This window comes from Acidisoma sp. S159, assembly GCF_009766125.1.
In the GTDB taxonomy this organism is placed as follows: Bacteria; Pseudomonadota; Alphaproteobacteria; order Acetobacterales; family Acetobacteraceae; genus Acidisoma.
In genome coordinates, this window is sequence record NZ_LMUG01000067.1 from 354,859 (window position 1) to 374,538 (window position 19,680).

A 19,680-nucleotide genomic window follows, 5' to 3' on the forward strand; every position below is an offset into this window, starting at 1 on the left:
ATACTCGATCCGCTGTCCGGCGGCGGCGAAGACCTGCTCGGCCATGCGATCGACCTGGGCGCGGGTGATCTCCAATTCGCGCTTGCTGCCCACCAGCGGGATCATGATCTCCGGCACCGGTGCTTCGCCGCCCTCGGCCACGATCGCCAGCGCCGCCTCGAAGATGGCGCGGGCCTGCATTTCGTAGATCTCGGGATAGGTGATGCCGAGGCGGCAGCCGCGATGGCCGAGCATCGGATTGGCTTCCGAGAGATCCGCCGCGCGCTGGCGCATCACGGACGTATCGACGCCGATCGCCTGCGCCACCTCGGCCAGCTCCTGCTCGCCATGCGGCAGGAATTCATGCAGCGGCGGGTCGAGCAGGCGGATGGTCACCGGCAGCCCGACCATGATGCGGAAGAGCGAGATGAAATCGTCTCGCTGGAAGGGCATCAGCTTCTCGAGCGCGACGCGTCGCCCCGCCTCGTCGCTCGCCATGATCATCTGACGCACGGCGCCGATGCGGGCCGCCGCGGCATCGACCGCATCGACACTCTCCAGTGACAGCGCGACTTGAGCCCACCCAAGGCGATCTTGTGGAGCACCACCCTCGACCCAGGGGGCGGCCATCAGTTCGAGCTGAAGGCCGCGGGGCAAGGTCGCGATATGAGCGAGCTTCATCGCTTATCCGATCGTCGCACGCCGCGCCGAGATCGGCACCAGGGTCATCAGGCCGGCCAGCAGCCAAAAGGCGGCGTGGAGACCGATCGCCTGAGAGAGGAACCCGATGGCCGCGGGGCCAGCGAGGACGCCCGCATAGGCGGTGGTGGTCAGTGCGGCGACGGCGAGGGCCGCCGGCATGGCTGTCTGCCGACCGGCCAGGTGAAAGAGTACCGGCACGAGATTCGACGCACCAAAGCCAATCAGGAGGAATCCCGCCATCGCGACCGGCGGGAACGGTATGGTCAGAAGCACGATGAATCCCAAAATGGCGGTCAAACCGCCCCAGATCAACACGCGGGCGTTGCCGGCTGCTGCCACGAAGCGGTCACCGGTCAGCCGGCCAATCGTCATCGCGATCGCGAACAGCATATAGCCGAGCCCACCTTGTGCCGCGTCCACCAGTCGCGCGCCGATCACGAGCAGCGCGCTCCAGTTGAGGATTGCGCCCTCGACGAGAAAGGTGATTGCTCCAAGCCCTGCCAGCAGCAAGACGACACCGCGTGGTGCCACGAAAGGCACCGGCGCGCCCCGCGCCCGAAGCAGACGCGGCCAGGCAAGTCCAAGAGCCGTAAGCGCGGCCGCACTGCCGCACAACGCTCCGGCGAACGGTTTCACACCAGCCGAGAGCAGGAGGATCATGCCCCCGGCGCCCGCGAACCCGCCGATGCTATACATCGCGTGAAATCCCGACATCAGCGGCCGCTGTGCCGCGCGCTCAACCTCGACGGCATGGACATTCATCGCCACGTCGATCGTGCCAAGCGAGGCCCCAAATCCGAGGAGCGCCACCGCAAGGACGAACGCGCTGTCCGCGACCGATAGCACCGGCAGCAGCAACACGAGGCCGAAGCCGCCGCCAAGAATCATCGGCTTGCTCCCCAGTCGCGCGGTGAGCCATCCCGTGAGCGGCATGGCCACGATCGAGCCGATCCCGAGGCACAGAAGGAGCAGGCCGAAGGTACCGTCGTCGACGCCGATCCTCCCCTTGGCGAAGGGCACGAGTGACGCCCAGCACGACATGCTGAAGCCCGCAGCTAGGAAGGATAGACGCGTGGCGAGACGTGTCTTTGCGTGATCTGCCGAATGGATTATGCCAATCCCGGGAGGCTGCGCACAATCGTCAGCCACGGGGCGCATCCGCAATTCGGACCGCCGTCCCGGTTTCGCGCAGTGCCCCAACGATTGAGAGGGGCGCGTCATGCTCGACAACCAAATAATCGACGTCGGCGGCCCAACCTATGCGGTAGGGTGCTGCCGTCTCGAGTTTCGCGCTGGCAAGCATCAGGGCTGTCTCGGCACTGACTTCGATCAGGCCGCGCTTGAAGTCGACATCCGCCATATTGAATCCGGCGATGCCGTGTTCGATAGAGATCGCGCAGGTGCCGAGAAAACAAAGATCAATCCGGAAACGCTGCATCTCCGCAACCGACCGAGCGCCGACGCATCCACCGATCGTGATGTCCACAGATCCGCCAATCATGACTAGCGCGATCCCGTGACACTCCATCAGCGCGGCGGCAACTGGGATTGAATTGGTCACGACCGTAAGGCCGGCATCCTGGGGTAGTTCCATTGCAAGTTGGCGGTTAGTGCTACCGGTATCGAGGAACAACGTCTGTCCTTCGCGAACGAGCCGCGCCGCCGTGCGCGCAAGGGCGCGCTTCTGTCCGATGTCCTCGCCTGACCGGACGTGTATTGGTGACGATGCCGGAGACAGTGGCAGCGCGCCACCGTAGACGCGCTTGCACACACCCTCGGCCGTGAGGGCGCGCAAATCGCGCCGGATCGCATCTTCAGAGACGTTGAATTCGGTCGCCAGAGCTGCAGCGCTTACCGCCTCACCCCGGGTGAGGCGACGTGCGATCTGCTGACGACGATCGAGCGGAAGTGCTGATGAACCGTGCATAATTGTGCATTATCACGCCAGAATGCGCACGACAAGCGGATCGACGTTTCATCCGCTCGACCTTGCCCGAGACGCTCACTCGGACCCGGTTGATTTTGAAAAGCCGCCTGCCATGTGCTAGCACTGGCGCGAAATGACTGTCGCCGAGACGCGCGCCAGCGTCATATCGGCGACAATGTCGCTCAGGCCATCATCGACGATGACCGCTATGGCTATAGGGAGATAGTCTGAAACAGGTGTTCGATCGTCTGCAGAGCATCAAGCGTGCGGCGTTTCGTCGGCGGTCGTGCGCACGGTGAAGGATATATCCAACGCTCCGGAGTAGTGTATGCGGGGATTGTCAATACGCGATAATATCCATTCGCGCCTCTTGAGACTGCAGCCAACCGCGCCGTTCTCCCGCGAGAAATAGCAGATTCGGTAACGCCTTAAGATTATGCTGTCCATGAGGATCACTCCCAAAATCGCGGCAGTGTCGTAACGTCGACATTACTGGTGCAGCCTCGAGTCCTTGGATAGAACAACAAAACGCACGGGCGTCGATAGTAGACGGTCGATTCATCATTTTTTGCAGGTAATAAAACGATTGGGTATGACAGTCGCTACCTACGCAAATGGTGCTGCTTTAGTTTGCGGTAGAGGGTTGCGCGGCTCACATCCAGCATCGCTGCTGTACGGCTGGCATCCCCACCGCTTTTTCTCATTGCTTCCACTATGGCTGCGCGTTCAGATAAGGCGCGGGCTGCCCGGGCCGTAGGTCGCTGGTCCGACGTTTCTGTGGTGGAGGAACTGGCGCGATCGGCAGCGCCGATCTCCTCAATCATCAAGTCCGCCGGCAGTATGACATCGCCGACACATAACTGGAGGGCGCGCTGCAACGTGAACTTCATTTCCCGGACATTGCCGGGCCAAGGATGACGACGCATCGCTTCGACAGCGGGAGCCGAGAGGGTCACCTGCCGCCCGTCGCTGAGACGTTTCAGCATCGCCTCGAACAGCGGCACGGCGTCCTGTCGATCGCGCAGCGGTAGTAAGTTGATTACGACGCCAGCAATACGATAATAGAGGTCGGCCCGAAATTGTCCCTCGGCAACACGTGTCTTCAAATCCTGATTTGTCGCCGCGATAACCTGCACATCAATGATGCTAGTCTTACCAGATCCCAGAGGGCTTACTTCTCCGGATTCTAGCACACGTAAAAGCCTGGTTTGCAGAGCGAACGGCATGTCGCCTATTTCGTCCAAGAAAAGCGTTCCGCCATCGGCCTCGATTAGCCGCCCGACGTTGCCTTCGCGCCTTGCCCCTGTGAAGGCACCCGCGGTGTAGCCGAACAACTCGCTGTCGATGAGCGTTTCCGGGACGGCTGCGCAGTTGAACGATGCAAAAGGTCTGTCCCGGCGCGTTCCCTCGAGATGGAGCGCGCGCGCGAGCGCGTCCTTCCCACAACCCGTCTCACCCAATATCAAGATAGGCAATCGGCTCCCTGAGATGCGGCTCAGCAAATGACGCTGTTTGGCCACGCGTGGGTCGTCACCAAGGACTTCGTCAACGGAAAGCGGATCAGCGACCTTATGGCGCGTGCTAGCCGGCGACGGAGTTCCACGCAATCGTGCGGCGCGATCGACACAGCTCGACGACAGGCTCCGACGATCCCGCGTGATCTTGAAGACAGTTTCTCCGTTTCGATGCCGCATCACAAGCATGCCATTCTTGTGCATGTCGGCCTGGGATGGCTGCTCGACCTCAAGCAATGTGCCGAGGAGCTCGGGCTTGAGCGGTCCCTCCTCTAGATTGAGCCACCGACGTGCCAGCTGATTGGCACCCGTTACCTCTGCGCTATCGTTCAGCGCGAGCAGGATGGGACCCGCCTCGCTCCGTGCCTTGAGAAGTGTATTGTCCCGGTATTGACGGCGAAACAGGTGATTGTTCAGCCGATCGGCGGTCTTGCGAACCAGTCCGGAAACCATGATGAATAAGTCTTCGCGTAGATTCGGGTCCGCAGTACAGAAATTCAGTACGCCTGTCATCTCGGCATCCGCGGACAAAACCGGCGCCGCCACACACGACATGGCCGCGAAGTCGCGAAAGAAGTGCTCCGCTTGAAAGACTTCCGTCGGGCGGCGCTCGATCACGCAGGTTCCGACGCCATTCGTTCCAGCAATGCCCTCAGCCCAAAGCGTGCCGGCCCTTTCGGTTTCGACGTGATTGCCGGACTGGTGGTCAGAGCGATAGTAGACGATCGTACCCGCCATGTTCGAAAAGCTGGCACTGAAGTTAACGCTCGAGAGAGGCAGCCAAATGTAGTCGAGCTCTTCGTCGATGGTTGCTAAAAGATCTTCGAAAGGTTCCTGATGCTCGCGCACTTCGTGGGTCGTGAGGCAGCCGATCCTGGGCTTCATGCCCATATCTAAATTGAACCGCTCAACGCAGCGCTGCCGAGAAGGTGTCAAGCTAATCGCCCTGGAGGCGAGCAGATCGCCGGCCTTTACCTCCTTGGGCAGCTTTGCTACGGACCGGATACCCGACCTTTCAACGACCATGGGCAAGTCCAATCGATTGAACTCTGTTCCGATCGATTGTCGGCGCGCGTTGACGGCCAAGTCAAGAAAATGCTGCGTCGCGGGATGGCTCCGCCTTGAGAGTCCCGATCGTAACGTCAGTCACAGCGAGGAGATGTATCTTAGCCGTTTTGAATAACCACCGATTTTGTCTGCAAATATTCCTCCACATGGTGGAGCCCAGATTCCCGGCCATAGCCGCTAGCTTTATAGCCACCGAATGGGATGACGGGGTCGAGCAGCCCGTAACAATTCACCCAGACAGTGCCCGATCGAATGGCCTTCGCCATGAGATGGGCCTTGGCCAGGTTCTGCGTCCAAACACCGCCTCCCAAACCAAATTGTGTGGCATTTGCTAGTGCCGCCGCTTCTTCGGCTGTGTCGAAGGGGATGACGGACGCGACAGGACCGAAAATCTCTTCCTGAGCGATCCGCATGTCGTTTCGCGCGCCTGCCAATACTGTTGGCCGAATGAAATGACCCTCGCGCAAGCCGTCATCATCCAGGCGCGCGCCGCCGGTCTTGATGGATGCCCCTTCCCGCAGCCCGATATCGATGTAGTTCATGATTCGGTTCAGCTGCTTCGCGGACACGACCGGGCCGATTTGGGTCGCCGGATCGATCCCTTTGCCGACCCGTAGGGCCGCCGCAAAATCGGACAACCTCGCAACAAACTCATCGTAGATAGGGCGTTCGACCAGGATTCGTGTCCCGGCGCTACAGATTTGACCCGTATTGCCAAAAACACCCATGCCCGCACCAGCAACGGCGGCGTCAAGGTCGGCATCCGCGAAAATCACGTCGGGAGACTTACCGCCGAGTTCGAGCATGAGCCGCTTGATGTTACCTTTGGAGGCCTCGATGATTTTCCGCCCGGTTTCGTCCGAACCAGTAAATGCGATCTTGTCCACTCCCCTGTGACTGGCTAATGCCGCGCCAGCTTCAGCGCCCAACCCAGGAACAACATTGACCACGCCCGGATGGAATCCCGCTTCCAGCACCAGCTCGCCTAGTCGAAGGGCGGTCAAAGGCGCATCTTCGGCCGGCTTCAGGACCATCGTGCATCCCGACGCTAAAACGGGACCGATCTTCCAAATTGTTGAGGTGAGCGGCGCGTTCCAAGGGGTGATTGCGCCGACGACACCAATGGGGTCCTTCAATGTATAGCTGAAGACGTTCCCTGGAAGCGAATTAGGCAGCGTCTCGCCATTGGTCGACGTGCAAAGCCCTGCATAAAAGCGCAGCATACCGATTGCGCGCTGGCGTCGGCCGCGCGTGAAGGAGATCGGGGCACCCATATCCAGTGTGTCGAGGAGGCTAAACGCCTCAAAATTCTCGTCAACGAGGTCAGCCAATTTCAACAGACATTCCTGCCGCTGGAACGGCGTGAAGCGGCTCCATGGTCCGTCAAAAGCTCGCCGCGCGGCTTGGACCGCTAATTCAATGTCCTGGGCGTCGCCTTCGGCAACCAAGGCCAGGAGTTCACCAGTTGCGGGGTTTCGGCTCTCGAAGGTCCGGCCCGCCACGGCGGGAACCGACTTGCCGTCGATGATAAGATTCCAGACGGTTCCGGCCGGTAGGTTATACTCATAGGACATGACGAACCTTTCTACGCCTTCTAGGTGAAGAGCGCGCGTAAGTGGTCGTTCAAAAAGACCCCATCAGGGTCGATTTCTCGCCGAAGACGTTTGAAATCGTCATATCGGGGAAACAGTTTTTCCATTCGAGAAGGAGACATGAAGTGATGTTTGCCCCAGTGCGGCCGGCCGTCATGGCGTTCGAACACGGCATCGACGTCCCGGAGTAGACCCCAGCTTGACTCCTCCATGGGTCCCGAGACCGACAGCGCATAACCATCCCGCTCGCTGTAAGCGCTGAGATAAGAATCATCCGCCTTCACGGCCCTGCATTCAATTGGATAAAGCGCCTCGGGATATTTCGTCTTGAAGAGAGCGCGGAGCTCGTCAAACGTTTGCTCGAAGGATGCGAAGGGAACAGCATATTCGACCTCACGGAAATTCGGCAGGTAGACGTTCGGATAGATCGCCGAACTATGGCCGAACTGCTCACCCGGGCCGACTGTCGGGGGTGGGTCGGCGACCGGCGCTGCATTGTATACCCGCATATGGCAGATATCATTCTCGCGCGTCGCCTTTGAAGAAACGGCGCCGCTGGGCAGTTCATAGAGATCAGCCGATTCCTTCAGCGGAAGCCAAAAGAACCAGAAGGTGCGATTGTCGCGCAGAAGCTCGTGGAGCGACTCCAGGCAGTCCTCAGTATCAGTGTTCCAGGATCGTTTGTGGATGTTGTAGGAAGGAACTGCCTGGATCGTGATCGATACGATCAGGCCGAACATCCCGAGCGAAGTCCGGAACGCCTTGAAGAGTTCTCCGTCCTTTTCCGCCGAAAGCTCAAGAATGTTCCCATCGGCGGTTACGATGCGCGCGGCAATCATCTGAGCCGACAGGCAGGGCAAGGTAATTCCGGCACCATGTGTGGCGGTGACGATTGCTCCGGCGATGGATTGAGTATCGATGTCGCCCTGGTTGTTGAGCGACATGCCTTGCTCCTTGAGGGCGCGGCTGAGGTCGCCGACCCGAATCCCAGGACGAACCACCACACGCAGCGTATCATGGTCGAAGCTGACGATATCGCGAAACTCGTCAAAATCGACGTGGATCCCTGGCGTCGGCACGATCGCAGGATTGGAATGACCGGCGCCGCTTGCCCGGATCGATATTCCTAGACGGCGAGCGGCTAGAACGATCTGACGGACATCCTCTTCCGTCCTGGGTTTGGCAACATACTGCGGCACAAAATACTGCTCGCCGAACCAGTTCCACCATAAACGTCCGGGCTGCAAAAGGGTCTCGCCATTTCCGGTCATCCAGCTCTCCGACGTTCCAGCGGACGGGTTGACTCCCCGCTGAGTTCCTCACGGACAACAGGCATGACCTTCGTCGCCAGCAATTCCATGGATTTGCGCATGCTTGCTTTAGCGGTCCAATCATGAGCCGTCATCATAAGTGTGCCGAACGGGCCAACTTCCTTACGGAACTTGAGCAGCTTTCGCGCTACAGTCTCCGGGCTACCATGGATGACAAAGTTGTCACGGACCATTACGTGGGTGATGGACGCCGCATCCATACCGGGCATCGGTGCCAGAAGAGCGGCGGCATCCATTCGAGCATAGACCTGGAACATGTAGTCGTAATACCAGTCATAGGCGCCGCCGGGTTGCTTGACGAAGGCTTCGGCCTCCTCGTCGGTTTCGGCGACATGGATGCTTCGCGCAACGCGCCAGTTTTGGCCATCCGGCTCGCGTCCAAGCTTGGCCATCTCGTCGGTGTAAGTTTCCCAATGGGTCTTCACCACCCAGGACGCAACGAAATTGGCCGAGATCGGCATCAGATTGTTACGCGCGGCAACCCGGATCGAATTCGAATTTGGGCTGCTCACTGAAACTGCGAGTGGCGGATGCGGCCGCTGCAAAGTCTTGGGCAGGACTCCCACCCCAAGATCGGGCCACACTGTCTTGCTCAAACCGATGTTCCAGAACTTGCCGGGCAGGTCATAGGGCGGATCGGATGCCCAGATCCGCTGCATAAGGCTGATAGAGTCCAGCATCATCGCCTGACGGTCGGCACCCTCCAGGCCGAAAAGCTCGAAATCGGAACCGAGACCTCCGGTCCCGATACCAAGGATGAGGCGTCCTTTGGTGAGGTGATCGAGCAAGGCTATATGAGCCGCGAGCTGTGCAGGATGGTAAATCGGCAGGGAAACAACGCCAGTTCCGAGCTTCATGGTCCGTGTTAGGTTGGCGATATGGGCAAGGAAAATCAGCGGAGACGAGATCTGCTCGATGTCCGAAGAATAGTGCTCACCGCACCAGCCCTCATCGAAGCCCAGCTCATCGGCGAACTTGAACGCCTCGATATCTTCCTCGAGCGTTACTGGGTAGCTGCGGTGCATGTTGTGCATCGGCATCATGAATAAAGCGAGTTTCACGGTCATCCCCATCCATCACAGACACGACCTCGATCCCGCAAGAGCCATGCCAGTCGGCTAGCCGAACGACTACCTCATGATATCAATAGGTTAAATTAGTCGCATGTCGTTCCTCGGACTCTCGCTGTCTCAGCCCTGAGAGGCGTTCCGGTCGGTTATGAGACAGCGCGCGCCCGTGGGAGGCTCGCCGGGCTGGCATGGCTCTTGCGGCTGATTTCTCCGATGGTAAAGGCTGAGGAGGCTTAAGATGAAGGTGGCCGTGATCGGTGGAGGCGCTCTGGGGGTATCGAGCGCCAGTTGGCTATTGCGTGACGGGCACGAGGTAACCATCATCGACCCGGATCCCATCGCACAAGGATCCTCCTTCGGCAACGCCGGCTGCCTCAATCTGTCTTCCGTTGTGCCGATGTCGCTGCCCGGCAATATATCTAAGGTCCCCGGATGGCTGCTGGACCCGCTGGGACCATTGGCGATCCGCTGGCGCTACCTGCCGCAGATTACCCCCTGGCTCATTCGGTTTCTGCGCGCTGGAACCAGCGCCAGGGTGGGCGAGCAGGCGGCGGCATTGCGGGACCTGCTGCACGATTCAGTCGCCCTGACTTCAGAACTCGCACAATGGGCCGGTGCGCAGGATCTTATTCGGCGGCAGGGACACCTCGTTGTCTATCGCTCGCGGGAGGCGTTTGAAGGGGATGCCTACGGCTGGCGGCTGCGTCGTGACAACGGAATCGTATTCGATACCCTCGGGCAGGACGAGGTCTGGCAACTTGAACCCAGTTTGTCCAAAGACTGTAGAATCGGCCTCTACTTTCCGGGCAATGGCCACACCACTAACCCGAACCGGCTGATCAACAGCTGGGCGGATGCGTTTCAGCGTGACGGAGGCACCATCACTCGTGCGCGGGCCACGGCTTTTGAGTTCGAAGGCACGACTTTGCGCGGCGTTCTGTCAAATCACGGCACTATCGCCGCCGATGCGGCCGTTATTGCAGCGGGGGCCTATTCCAAACCGCTCGCTGGCCAACTCGGTGATGTTCTGCCGCTCGATACCGAGCGCGGCTATCATGTGATTGTGCGAGAGCCGGAAGCGATGCCGCGGCTACCGGTCATGGACGCCGAGGGGAAGTTCGTCGCGACGCCCATGGAGACCGGGTTGCGGCTTGCCGGAACCGTCGAATTCGCCGGGTTGGACGCAGCACCGGATTGGCGGAGGGCCGACAAGTTACTGACGCTTGGGCAACGCCTCTTCCCCGCCTTGCAATCCCGCTATTCCGAAGACCGGCTCTCTCGCTGGATGGGCCGGCGTCCGAGCATGCCAGATTCGCTACCGGTGATCGGACTGTCTCGGCGCTGCCCGCAGATCGCCTATGCCTTCGGCCATGGTCACGTCGGCCTGGCGGCCTGCGCGCGGACCGGTCTGCTCGTGGCCGAACTCCTGGGGGAACGCACCCCCTCGATTTCGCTGAAGCCCTTCAGCCCACGACGGTTCGACAGCTTGGCGTCGAAATGATCATCGAGGGCTGACGTCGTCTCAGGTAATTATCAACTTTGAGAATCGAATAGAGCAGGGATGAGACAAAAATCGCGCTTATGGGGCGGCCGATCCCTTTAGAAGACATTTTATATCGAGTTTGGCCCATTCTTCAGGCATTTCCGCTTTCGGCACGGTGTTTGCCTTAATTCAGTGCAGGCACCGAATTCGGAGAGCAACCATGGCTGATCAAAGGACGGACGACATCGTCAGGCGAGACACCGAGACCCTGCACAAGTTCGGTTATGCGCAGGAGCTGAGTCGCCGGATGTCCGGATTTGGGAACTTCGCGCTTTCCTTCATGATTATCGGCCTGTTCTGGGCGGTTTGCATCAACATCCAGCAGGGCTTCTCGTCGGCGGGAATGCTGGGAATTACCGGCGTTTGGCTCGTGGGCTGTGTAATCGCCGTCGCCACCGCAGCATCTTTGGGGGAGATCAGCTCCGCTATTCCCACGGCGGGCGGACTTTATCATTGGTCATCTGTGCTCGGTGGCCGTGGCTGGGGCTGGGGAACGGCCTGGATCAATCTCCTTGCCTATACATTCGCCGTCGCAGGTTCCGATGTCGCCGTCTATCTCCTGTTTAATCAGATGGCGCTCGGCTGGGTGTTCCATATCGACACTTCGAGCTGGGGCTACTGGCATCAGGTTGCGGGCGTTGCGATCATTCTCGCCAGCCAAGCGGCTCTCAATCATATGGGAGTCCGCATGCTGGCGCGGATCGGCGAGTTCGGCGCCTATGTCACGCTCGCCGGGGCTGCACTTCTGATCGGGGTCATGCTGTTCAGCATCCACCCCGCGAATATCGCGCATCTGTTTGACTATACAAATTACACGGGCGAGGCAGGTGGCGGCATAGTGCCCAAAACAGGCAATGGCATTCTCGTCTTCGGCTACGCGCTTCTACTGCCGATGTGGATCATCACCGCTTACGATGCTTCGGCTCATACCTCTGAAGAAACCATCGACGCGGCACGATCCGTGCCGAAGGCGATGATCAACTCGGCTCTGCTCTCGGCTGGCCTGGGCTTCGCGATGCTCGTCGTCCTGGCCTTGGCCATGAGGGATCCCGGCGCCATCGCCAAAGAGGGCGGGAATGCCTTTTCAACCCTGTTCGATCAGTCTGCCGCTCCGCCACTCGTGAAAGACTTCATCTCCGTGGCTATGGTCCTGGCAGCCTATATCTGCGGCGCGGTCGGCTTGACCGGGTTCTCGCGGGCCACCTTCGCCTTTTCTCGCGACCGAGGCCTGCCAGTGGCCCTACGGCGCGTATCACACCGCTTCCGTACGCCGGCGCCGGCGATTTGGACCTGCGCCATCGTCTGCCTCCTGGTGACGCTGTATTCCTCAGCCTTCGCGGCCCTCGCGGCAGGCACAGCGCTGTTTTACCAGCTCTGCTATGGAATGGCCATTCTTGCTGCGATGTTCGCGAGGAACCGGACCTACGGACCTTTCCGGCTGGGTATCTTGTCAAAGCCTTTGGGTGTGATCGCAGTTCTCGGTGGCGTCTTCATCGTCTGGGTCGGACTACAGCCTCCAACCGCCATCCTGATCAGCTACTTTATCGGCATTCTCGTTCTACTGTTGGTTGGTTGGTTCGGCTTCGAAAAGCGGCGTTTCCCCGGGCCGCCGACGACTGATTCCGCGATCCGTGATCGTCAGCATGAAATCATGCGCGAGGAGGAGGCAATCAGCGGGGCATAAGAACGCGTAGCTTGCGGCGGCACTTATTGCCGCCGACCTGACAAAGAATGAGCGCTGGAATGTGAACAAGAAAATCGCCGCACGCCTGCCCAGGGCCGGGACCGCGCGCAGGCTCAGCGCCACTCATCGAATATCTCTGTCCGCCGCCTCCACGCGATCACGGCAATGCAAAATTCGATGAAGGCGCGCAAGAGCCCCGCTATCCACGAGGTGGTGAGAGCCGAGTCGCATGATTTGCGCTATTCCCGCGCCGGCCTGACAGGCCCCTAGCATTGCGCCGACGTCTGAAACGAGGAGGCGCGAAGAGGTCTTCACGGGTAGGACCTCGGCGCCCTTTCAGAATTCCCAATCAAATGGGTCGACCGGCCGCTGGATCATAGAAAGCGATGCACGTGAATGCTCAGCTCGATCGGATGTTCCGGTTTGCCGTTGGCCGCAATGTAGCTTGGGGAGGCGACGGCAATGATCCGTGTCTCGACGAGCTTACGCGCGACGAATGTGCCTGATGCGGGGTCACCAAGGCGCACAGCCAGATCGCAGCCATCTGCCACAACATCTCCAGCTGCATCACCCCGGTTTCTGGGAGATCTACAGCGCCAGCAAGGCCGCTCTGAACATGCTGATGAAGTGCTTCGCGGGACGCCATTCGGGTAATCCGTGAGATGAAACGTTACGCGCGGTCGGCGACAAATACGGTGCAACAGCAGCGCGAGTCACGATCGCCTGGCTGCTAGACCAAGATGGCGCCATCGCAATCCCGGAAAGCTCGGCGCCTCGACGGCCAGCAGTCCAGTCTCGACGCGCTGAATTTCAAGCTCGACGACGATGATAGGCGAGCTATCGCCGCTCTTCCCAAGAACCTGCGCTACGTGCAGCCGCCTTTTGCTCCAGATTGGACGGAGAAGTCCACTTGACAGCGGCGTGCGCCTCGGCACGCCATCCGAACGGCGCGGCGCGGGATCCCCAGTGTCGGTCAAGCCGTCCAGCCGCCTCGGCCGGGAGAGGGACGTCGAACAGCCGAACCAGCCAGATGTTCCTCGACGTGCCGGCCTTTGCGGTCTTCGAGGTAGAGATGAACCACCGCGGGTGGTCCGGGCCGCACCACGGGCGATCATCCATCGCACAGAACCACAGCCGGGCAATGCGCGTTCGTTTTATGGTTCTATCCAGCACCGGCAGCGGCGTGTCGTCGCAAAAGATCTTCGGGGCGGCCGAGTTGGTCGCCATTAGAGACGTATGCGGCAGTCTTTCGTCGTCTGTCGAGGTAATCGCTTCAGCCACACCGTCTCGATAAGAGCTTCGACTTTCGTCGCCCAGTGACGTCCAGCATGAGCAGCGCGCATTGCCTATAATGAAAACTCATTCGCCTTCCTGCGCGTATTCCTTTCTTCTTGGGTGGACATCGTCTCAAGAGGGTAAGACCGATGAAGACCAAGGTCACTACAACGTTGCCAGAATCCGGCGTTCCATCGGATTGGGGGATCATTGCTGATGGAATACTCTACACCGTCCACTGGGCTTGCCTCCCTGACGGTACCTGCGCCCCCGGCGGCATAAGAGACCAAACACGCGTCACGCTGGAAAACCTGCGCATGACGGTCGAGGCAGCGGGCGGGATCATGGATGACGTGGTCCAGATCCAGGTCTACCTAACCTCGCGCGAAGATTTCGCGGGCATGAACGAAGTCTATGCCGGGTTTTTTCAAAGTCCTTACCCGAACCGCGCCACGCTGGTCGCTGGGAACCTCATTCCAGGCGGTCTCATCGAAGTCATGGCGAGGGCTCATATCGGCACGAGCCGCGTAAGCTAACAAAGAGAGTCTCGAGCTAAACGAAAGTCACCCCGATCGCCAAGGCAAGTCATCAGAGGAGAAGACCATGACGAGACGCCGCTCAAGCGTTGTCCAGCCAACTCTCTCACGCCGTGCCTTTGGTCAAAGATTAGCCGGCCTCGGCCTCGCCGGTTTCGCGAGCCTCGTGGAACCCCCAGCGGTGTTTGCCGCAACACCGCCGTCACTCAAAACCGTTGAGCCCGGCTTCATCACCGTCGCGACGATTCCCGTCATGCCCGTAACCGGTGTGAAGGACGGCGCCTTCATCGGCACAGACGGCTCCATGATCAGCGTCATCGCGGAGAAGCTGGGGCTGAAAGCGAAGCCCGCCTTCATGGAATGGTCAGCCACCATTGAGTCCGTCAAGACCGGGCGTGCGGACGTCATGCTCGGCAATATGGGCTGGACCCCGCAACGCGCTCAAATCATGCTGTGTACCGATGCGATCTACTACACGGGCGCCTTCGTCACGATGCGTGCCGGCACGCCGATCAAAGGCCATGTCAAGCTCAGCGACTTTTCCGGCCACAGCGTCGGCTGCATCACCGGCGTCACCATCGTGCCGGAGCTTAAGAAGATACCCGGCATTACCGAGGTCAAGCTCTATGACACCTTCGATGCCTGTGTGCGCGACATTATTGCGGGGCGGCTTGATTTCGGTGTTCTCGATGCCCCCTTCGTGGATAATCTGATTCAGAGCGGTGCCGCGGCAGGCATTCAGCAGCTACCGATCTCGAGCGATCCCAATTACCCCATCATCTCGAATAAGCAGCATTCGGTTATGGGCATGAATGCCCAGAACACCGACCTGTTCGATGCGGTCAATACGGGTGTTCGCTGGCTTTGGGCGACCAAGGGCAATGCGGAGCTTCTGACAAAATTCGGCATGTCGAATCCTGACTATCTTGTGCCACCCACACCCGATCCCCGCATCGGCGTCGACCGCACGGCAGACGGCGGGATCATCGGCCCCTTCGCCCATACGATGAAGGACTACAAGCAGTATTTCTCCTGACGAGCGCCGCGTGACGGAGACGATGCAAACGACCGCCACCGCTCCGCTCGTGCAGTTGACAGGCGTCTGCAAGGCCTTCGGACCCTTGCGCGTTCTTGAGGATATCGACCTCGATGTGGCGCGCGGGGAGAAGGTCTGCCTGATCGGACCTAGCGGTTCGGGCAAAACGACGCTGCTCCGGTGCGTCAACCATCTGGAGCAGCCGACGGCGGGCCATGTGTATGTCGAGGGTAAACTCTTCGGCGAACGGCAGGTAAACGGACGCTACCTGCCGCTGCGGGACGCGGAACTTGCGCGCATGCGTTCGACCATCGGGATGGTGTTCCAGACCTTCAATCTCTTTCCGCATCTGACCGCGCTGCAGAATGTTAGCATTGGCCCGGTCAAGGTTCTGCGGCAGTCGCGGGGTGAGGCTGAGGCATTAGGTCTGGAACTTCTCGCCAAAGTTGGACTGGCCGAGAAGCGGAACGTCTACCCCGAACAGCTTTCCGGCGGTCAGCGGCAACGCGTCGCCATCGCCCGCGCCTTGGCCATGCGTCCGCGCCTCATGCTGTTCGATGAGGCAACATCCGCGCTCGATCCTGAACTCGTCGGCGAGGTGCTCAACGTCATGCGGCAACTTGCCATCGAAGGCATGACGATGCTCATCGTCACGCATGAGATGGGCTTCGCTGAGGAGATCTCCGACCGCGTGGTCTTCATGGACAAAGGCCGCATCGTCGAAGTCAACGGACCTCACGAGCTCTTTCGCCGGCCACAACACGCGCGAACGCAGAGTTTCCTGAGCGCTGTCCTGCAGAAGAAGCCGTTCCAATGACCGCCTGGCGGCACTTCTTCGCGATTCTGCCCGAGTGTCTCCTGATCCTGCTCCGCGCCGCCGTGACGACGATCGAGATCACGCTCGGCGGGTTGCTGGTGGCACTGGTTCTTGGGCTCGCCATCGCGCTCCTGCGCCGATCATCCTCGCGTGGCGTTGCGGTAATTGCCGCCGCTTATGTCGAAGTGTTCCGTTGCGTGCCCGTTCTGACGCAGCTCTTCGTGATCTACTTCGGCCTTGGCCAGATCGGATTCCGCATCTCACCCTTACCTGCAGCGATCGTCGGCTTCGGCTTGAATGGCGCCGCCTACCTGGCCGAGATCTACCGCTCAGGCATCGAGTCCGTGCCGCGCGGACAGGCGGAGGCGGGCAGCGCTATCGGTATGACCAAGCGGCAGGCGATGATCTGGGTGATTTTGCCACAGGCGATCCGCATCTCGCTGCCGCCCATCGGCAATTACGGTGTTGGCCTGCTGAAGGACAGTTCGATCGCCGTAGCTATCGCGGCGCCTGAAATCACGTTCGCGGCCACCAACCTCATCAACCAGACTTATCTCAGCACGCAGATCTATCTTTTGATGGCGCTGCTCTACATCGCGATGAGCCTGCCATTGTCGCATCTCGTGCGCAGGCTGGAGAGACGCAGCAGCCGAGGGGTGCGCGCGTGATGCCCACCACTCTGCCGCAATATGTCGCGACCTGGTTGCCGGAGATGATCGCCGCCGCCGGCAACACGCTGCGCATGGCGGTCTTTGCGTTCGTCTTCGCGATCTGCCTCGGGCTAGTGCTGGCGCTCGCGCGCCTCTCCGGGCGCCGCATTCTCGCAGGCGCGGCACTGACCTATGTCGAGGTCATTCGTGGGGCGCCCGCGCTCGCACTCCTGTTTCTCATCTATTTCGGCCTGCCGTCGCTTGGCATAGTGCTTCCGGCGTTTCTCGCTGCCGTCATCGGCCTCGGCATGAACGGCGGCGCCTATGTCTCCGAGATCTACCGGGCCGGGATCAGCGCCGTGGATCGTGGGCAGCGCGAGGCAGCGCAGACCATCGGCATGACCAGCGGCCAGACCATGCGTTACATCATCCTTCCCCAGGCAGCGCGAATCGTTTTGCCACCAATCGGCAACTACGCGATCGGTTTGCTCAAGGATACCTCAGTCGCCTCTCTGATCGGAGCTTCGGAACTCACGCTGCGAGCGCGCGATTTGTCGAGCGAATACTTCATGCCCATGCAGATCTATCTGCTCTCGGGCGCAATCTACTTTGTCATGGCAGCACCCTTGTCCGCCGGTGTCCGCTACCTGGAGCGACGCCTGCGGCGTGGCCGCTGACGGGGATATGAGATGAACAGCACATCGCAGGACGTCGTGGTCCTCGGGGCCGGCGTTATCGGCGTCACCACCGCCTATTACCTGGCGCGGGAGGGCCACCGGGTAACGGTCATCGACCGGCAGCCAGGGCCCGGTCTGGAGACCAGCTTCGCGAACGGCAGCCAGCTCGCCGGAAACGGGGCGGGACCATGGAGCACGCCCAATGTTCCGGGCGACCTTTGGAAATGGCTGGGGCGCGAGGATGCCCCCTTGCTGCTTCGCCTGAGAGCCATACCTGGTCTCTGGCGCTGGGGGCCGCAGTTTCTCCGCAACTGTACGGCTGAGCGATGGCGTGAAAACGCCCGCGCCATCACCAGCCTCGCCTTGCTGAGCCTGGCCGAACTCAAGGCGGTCACTGGTGACCATGCCATCGAATACGACGCCCTACAGCGTGGCATCCTCGTCGTTCATCGCAGCCAGGAGAGTCTGGACCGTGCCGCCGCCGGCCTCGCCGCGAGCAACGCGCTCGGCATGCGGAAGGTCGCGCTCGATCGCGAAGCCGTTGTCGCGACGGAGGCTTCGCTGCAGCCGATCGAGCAGGAAATCGCCGGCGGCATCTATTCGCCGGACGACGAAACCGGCGACTGCCTGAAGTTTACCCAGGCTTTGGCCGCGATCGCGGAACAGTCTGGGGTGCGTTTCCTCTACGGCGCCGAGATTGGCCGTCTGCGCGCGGAGGGCAACCGCATCACCGCGATCAACGTCTCGGGATCGGAGATTCGCGGAGACTACTATGTGATGTGCCTCGGCAGCGACAGCATGCGGATAGCGCGCTCCCTAGGGCTGCGGCTGCCGATCTATCCGGTCAAAGGCTATTCCGCGACCGTCTCGGTGGCGGGATGGAATGGCGCTCCAACTGCGTCGCTCGTCGATGAGAAACGCAAGATGGGCTTCTCGCGTCTTGGAGACCGGCTGCGCATGGCCGGCACGGCGGAATTCGCCGGTTTCGACCGCAGGCTGAATACGGCGCGCGGCGGCATGCTCATCTCAGCGCTGGTAGAGATGTTTCCCAGCTTCCCAGCCGATCGAGAAGCAGTGCATTGGACGGGATTGCGGCCAATGACGCCGGACGGGAGGCCCCTGCTTGGTCAGGCGGGGCCGGAAAATCTGCTCATCAACTCGGGCCATGGCACTCTAGGATGGACGCTCGCCTGCGGTTCGGCACGCGTCATCGCCGATCTCCTGGCAAAGCGGACACCGCCGGTCGCGGCCGAGGCGTTTTCCCCACTGCGACCCCAATGACGGGCGTGCGCCCAATGCCTGAGGAAGGCTCGCCGGGTGCGGCGCTCAGACAAAGGCGGTCGAGGTTGCGGCATCGTTCGGTCATCAAGCGGGTCAGCGCCGCCCGGTCGAAGCGCGCTTCCCGTCCCTCCAGCCAATAGGCACAGAACCGGAAGGTGACGCGCGGCTCGAAGCGCGCGAACCAAATGCGGGAGTTGCGGAAGGGGAAAGCCGCGACCGGGTCAAGGATGGCAAAGCCAATGCCGGCCTCAACCATCGCGCAGGCTCCCGTTGCCCCCGCGCATTCGACGACCTGGATAGGCGCCGCGTCCCCATGGCCGAGAAGCTCGACGACCGGATCCGCCAGGCGGTCGGCACGGGGCACATGGATCATGTCCATGCCTGCCAGGTCGCCACCATGGACTACCGAGCGGCCGGCCAGCGGGTGGTCATGTGCCAGGAGGCAGCGCGCCTCGAATTCGAACAGAAGATGCGACTGAACGCCAGGAACCGCCGTCGTTTCCAGAGCAACGCCAAAATCTGCCTTTCTCGCGACGATCTGCCCAATCACCTGCTCATTTGCGGCTGAGTCGATAAGGAAGAAGTCACTTCCAATGCTGCGCCGATATTCGGCGATGACCGGCGGCATGATGGCCGCGGCTGCCACGGGGACCAGGGCAATCGTCACATTGCGCTGTTCGGATACGCGGAGCCGGGCACATACGTCGTTGATGATGTCGAGTCCGATAAAGGACCGCTCGATCTCGTCGAAGATCAATCTGGCACGTCCGGTCGGCACGAGACGGCCCGCTTGGCGATCGAACAGCGAGAAGGCAAGAAGTCCATCGATCTCGCGTAGTAGATGACTGATTGCCGGCTGGGTCACGTGCAAGCTGGCGGCTGCACCGGTAACCGATCCGGTCAGCATCACCGCCCGAATGACTTCGATATGTCGGTAGGTGAGCTTGGTTGCCATGTCGCTCCTAGCGACGCCTATAAGGAAAGGTAATAGACGATCG

Annotated in this window: 17 protein-coding genes and 1 pseudogene; 8 read left to right on the forward strand and 10 right to left on the reverse strand. The window is 60.5% G+C overall.

Annotation, left to right across the window (positions count from 1 at the left end):
• The 7 genes and pseudogenes from GSQ92_RS31120 to GSQ92_RS24375 all read right to left on the reverse strand — a co-directional run.
• Positions 1 to 504: pseudogene (locus GSQ92_RS31120) on the reverse strand (putative PEP-binding protein); the annotation flags it as partial.
• Positions 505 to 663: 159 nt separating this feature from the next.
• Entirely contained in the window at positions 664 to 1,701 is a 1,038-nt protein-coding gene (locus GSQ92_RS24350) for an MFS transporter (protein ID WP_254066678.1), read from the reverse strand.
• 121 nt (positions 1,702 to 1,822) lie between these two features.
• Positions 1,823 to 2,608, reverse strand: coding sequence for a DeoR/GlpR family DNA-binding transcription regulator (locus tag GSQ92_RS24355; RefSeq protein WP_159014163.1), 786 nt, complete (start codon positions 2,606 to 2,608; stop codon positions 1,823 to 1,825).
• A gap of 602 nt (positions 2,609 to 3,210) precedes the next feature.
• Positions 3,211 to 5,148: a sigma-54-dependent Fis family transcriptional regulator gene (locus tag GSQ92_RS24360; protein WP_159014164.1), complete on the reverse strand. Its 1,938-nt coding sequence runs from the start codon at positions 5,146 to 5,148 to the stop codon at positions 3,211 to 3,213.
• A gap of 140 nt (positions 5,149 to 5,288) precedes the next feature.
• Positions 5,289 to 6,764, reverse strand: coding sequence for an aldehyde dehydrogenase (locus GSQ92_RS24365; RefSeq protein WP_159014165.1), 1,476 nt, complete (start codon positions 6,762 to 6,764; stop codon positions 5,289 to 5,291).
• Positions 6,765 to 6,784: 20 nt separating this feature from the next.
• The gene (locus GSQ92_RS24370; protein WP_159014167.1) at positions 6,785 to 8,053 is read right to left on the reverse strand and encodes a D-arabinono-1,4-lactone oxidase; all 1,269 of its coding nucleotides are present in this window, start codon (positions 8,051 to 8,053) and stop codon (positions 6,785 to 6,787) included.
• A complete protein-coding gene (locus tag GSQ92_RS24375) occupies positions 8,050 to 9,180 on the reverse strand; it encodes an LLM class flavin-dependent oxidoreductase (RefSeq protein WP_216856928.1) in 1,131 nt (376 codons plus the stop codon). The genes GSQ92_RS24370 and GSQ92_RS24375 overlap by 4 nt, the downstream gene beginning before the upstream one ends.
• A gap of 241 nt (positions 9,181 to 9,421) precedes the next feature.
• Between GSQ92_RS24375 and GSQ92_RS24380 the strand changes: the two genes are divergently transcribed.
• Together GSQ92_RS24380 and GSQ92_RS24385 are read left to right on the forward strand one after the other, a co-directional pair.
• On the forward strand, positions 9,422 to 10,684 hold the full coding sequence (locus tag GSQ92_RS24380; RefSeq protein WP_158802484.1) for an FAD-binding oxidoreductase: 1,263 nt from the start codon (positions 9,422 to 9,424) through the stop codon (positions 10,682 to 10,684).
• 202 nt (positions 10,685 to 10,886) lie between these two features.
• Positions 10,887 to 12,410, forward strand: coding sequence for an APC family permease (locus GSQ92_RS24385; RefSeq protein ID WP_158802483.1), 1,524 nt, complete (start codon positions 10,887 to 10,889; stop codon positions 12,408 to 12,410).
• A 374-nt stretch (positions 12,411 to 12,784) separates the two neighbouring features.
• On the opposite strand, the gene GSQ92_RS24390 is transcribed toward GSQ92_RS24385, so the two are convergent.
• Entirely contained in the window at positions 12,785 to 12,961 is a 177-nt protein-coding gene (locus tag GSQ92_RS24390; protein WP_158802482.1) for a LysR substrate-binding domain-containing protein, read from the reverse strand.
• 286 nt (positions 12,962 to 13,247) lie between these two features.
• A complete protein-coding gene (locus GSQ92_RS30415; protein WP_158802481.1) occupies positions 13,248 to 13,691 on the reverse strand; it encodes a hypothetical protein in 444 nt (147 codons plus the stop codon).
• 143 nt (positions 13,692 to 13,834) lie between these two features.
• Between GSQ92_RS30415 and GSQ92_RS24400 the strand changes: the two genes are divergently transcribed.
• From GSQ92_RS24400 to GSQ92_RS24425, 6 genes are all read left to right on the forward strand, one after another.
• Positions 13,835 to 14,221: a RidA family protein gene (locus GSQ92_RS24400; protein ID WP_158802480.1), complete on the forward strand. Its 387-nt coding sequence runs from the start codon at positions 13,835 to 13,837 to the stop codon at positions 14,219 to 14,221.
• Positions 14,222 to 14,288: 67 nt separating this feature from the next.
• Positions 14,289 to 15,257 carry an ABC transporter substrate-binding protein gene (locus GSQ92_RS24405; protein WP_158802479.1) on the forward strand — a complete coding sequence of 323 codons (969 nt, stop codon included), beginning with the start codon at positions 14,289 to 14,291 and terminating at the stop codon, positions 15,255 to 15,257.
• 22 nt (positions 15,258 to 15,279) lie between these two features.
• Positions 15,280 to 16,074 (forward strand): amino acid ABC transporter ATP-binding protein, encoded by a 795-nt coding sequence (locus tag GSQ92_RS24410; RefSeq protein WP_158802494.1) that lies wholly within the window; start codon positions 15,280 to 15,282, stop codon positions 16,072 to 16,074.
• Positions 16,071 to 16,742 (forward strand): amino acid ABC transporter permease, encoded by a 672-nt coding sequence (locus GSQ92_RS24415; protein WP_158802478.1) that lies wholly within the window; start codon positions 16,071 to 16,073, stop codon positions 16,740 to 16,742. The genes GSQ92_RS24410 and GSQ92_RS24415 overlap by 4 nt, the downstream gene beginning before the upstream one ends.
• Positions 16,742 to 17,401, forward strand: a complete 660-nt coding sequence (locus GSQ92_RS24420; RefSeq protein ID WP_158802477.1) for an amino acid ABC transporter permease — start codon at positions 16,742 to 16,744, stop codon at positions 17,399 to 17,401. Before GSQ92_RS24415 ends, GSQ92_RS24420 begins: the two co-directional genes overlap by 1 nt.
• Positions 17,402 to 17,413: 12 nt before the next feature.
• Positions 17,414 to 18,682, forward strand: a complete 1,269-nt coding sequence (locus GSQ92_RS24425) for a D-amino acid dehydrogenase (RefSeq protein ID WP_158802476.1) — start codon at positions 17,414 to 17,416, stop codon at positions 18,680 to 18,682.
• Here the strand turns inward: GSQ92_RS24425 and GSQ92_RS24430 are convergent.
• Positions 18,609 to 19,637 carry a LysR substrate-binding domain-containing protein gene (locus tag GSQ92_RS24430; protein WP_158802475.1) on the reverse strand — a complete coding sequence of 343 codons (1,029 nt, stop codon included), beginning with the start codon at positions 19,635 to 19,637 and terminating at the stop codon, positions 18,609 to 18,611. The genes GSQ92_RS24425 and GSQ92_RS24430 overlap by 74 nt on opposite strands.
• Positions 19,638 to 19,680 lie beyond the last annotated feature (43 nt).

Excerpts from the sequence above, each read along its gene's own strand:
- GSQ92_RS24420 (WP_158802477.1), top strand. The coding sequence starts at position 16,742 with ATGCCCACCACTCTGCCGCAATATGTCGCGACCTGGTTGCCGGAGATG.
- GSQ92_RS24375 (WP_216856928.1), bottom strand. The coding sequence starts at position 9,180 with ATGACCGTGAAACTCGCTTTATTCATGATGCCGATGCACAACATGCAC.
- GSQ92_RS24405 (WP_158802479.1), top strand. The coding sequence starts at position 14,289 with ATGACGAGACGCCGCTCAAGCGTTGTCCAGCCAACTCTCTCACGCCGT.
- GSQ92_RS24400 (WP_158802480.1), top strand. The coding sequence starts at position 13,835 with ATGAAGACCAAGGTCACTACAACGTTGCCAGAATCCGGCGTTCCATCG.
- GSQ92_RS24410 (WP_158802494.1), top strand. The coding sequence starts at position 15,280 with ATGCAAACGACCGCCACCGCTCCGCTCGTGCAGTTGACAGGCGTCTGC.
- GSQ92_RS24370 (WP_159014167.1), bottom strand. The coding sequence starts at position 8,053 with ATGACCGGAAATGGCGAGACCCTTTTGCAGCCCGGACGTTTATGGTGG.
- GSQ92_RS24430 (WP_158802475.1), bottom strand. The coding sequence starts at position 19,637 with ATGGCAACCAAGCTCACCTACCGACATATCGAAGTCATTCGGGCGGTG.
- GSQ92_RS24415 (WP_158802478.1), top strand. The coding sequence starts at position 16,071 with ATGACCGCCTGGCGGCACTTCTTCGCGATTCTGCCCGAGTGTCTCCTG.
- GSQ92_RS24385 (WP_158802483.1), top strand. The coding sequence starts at position 10,887 with ATGGCTGATCAAAGGACGGACGACATCGTCAGGCGAGACACCGAGACC.
- GSQ92_RS24380 (WP_158802484.1), top strand. The coding sequence starts at position 9,422 with ATGAAGGTGGCCGTGATCGGTGGAGGCGCTCTGGGGGTATCGAGCGCC.
- GSQ92_RS24355 (WP_159014163.1), bottom strand. The coding sequence starts at position 2,608 with ATGCACGGTTCATCAGCACTTCCGCTCGATCGTCGTCAGCAGATCGCA.
- GSQ92_RS24360 (WP_159014164.1), bottom strand. The coding sequence starts at position 5,148 with ATGGTCGTTGAAAGGTCGGGTATCCGGTCCGTAGCAAAGCTGCCCAAG.
- GSQ92_RS24365 (WP_159014165.1), bottom strand. The coding sequence starts at position 6,764 with ATGTCCTATGAGTATAACCTACCGGCCGGAACCGTCTGGAATCTTATC.
- GSQ92_RS24425 (WP_158802476.1), top strand. The coding sequence starts at position 17,414 with ATGAACAGCACATCGCAGGACGTCGTGGTCCTCGGGGCCGGCGTTATC.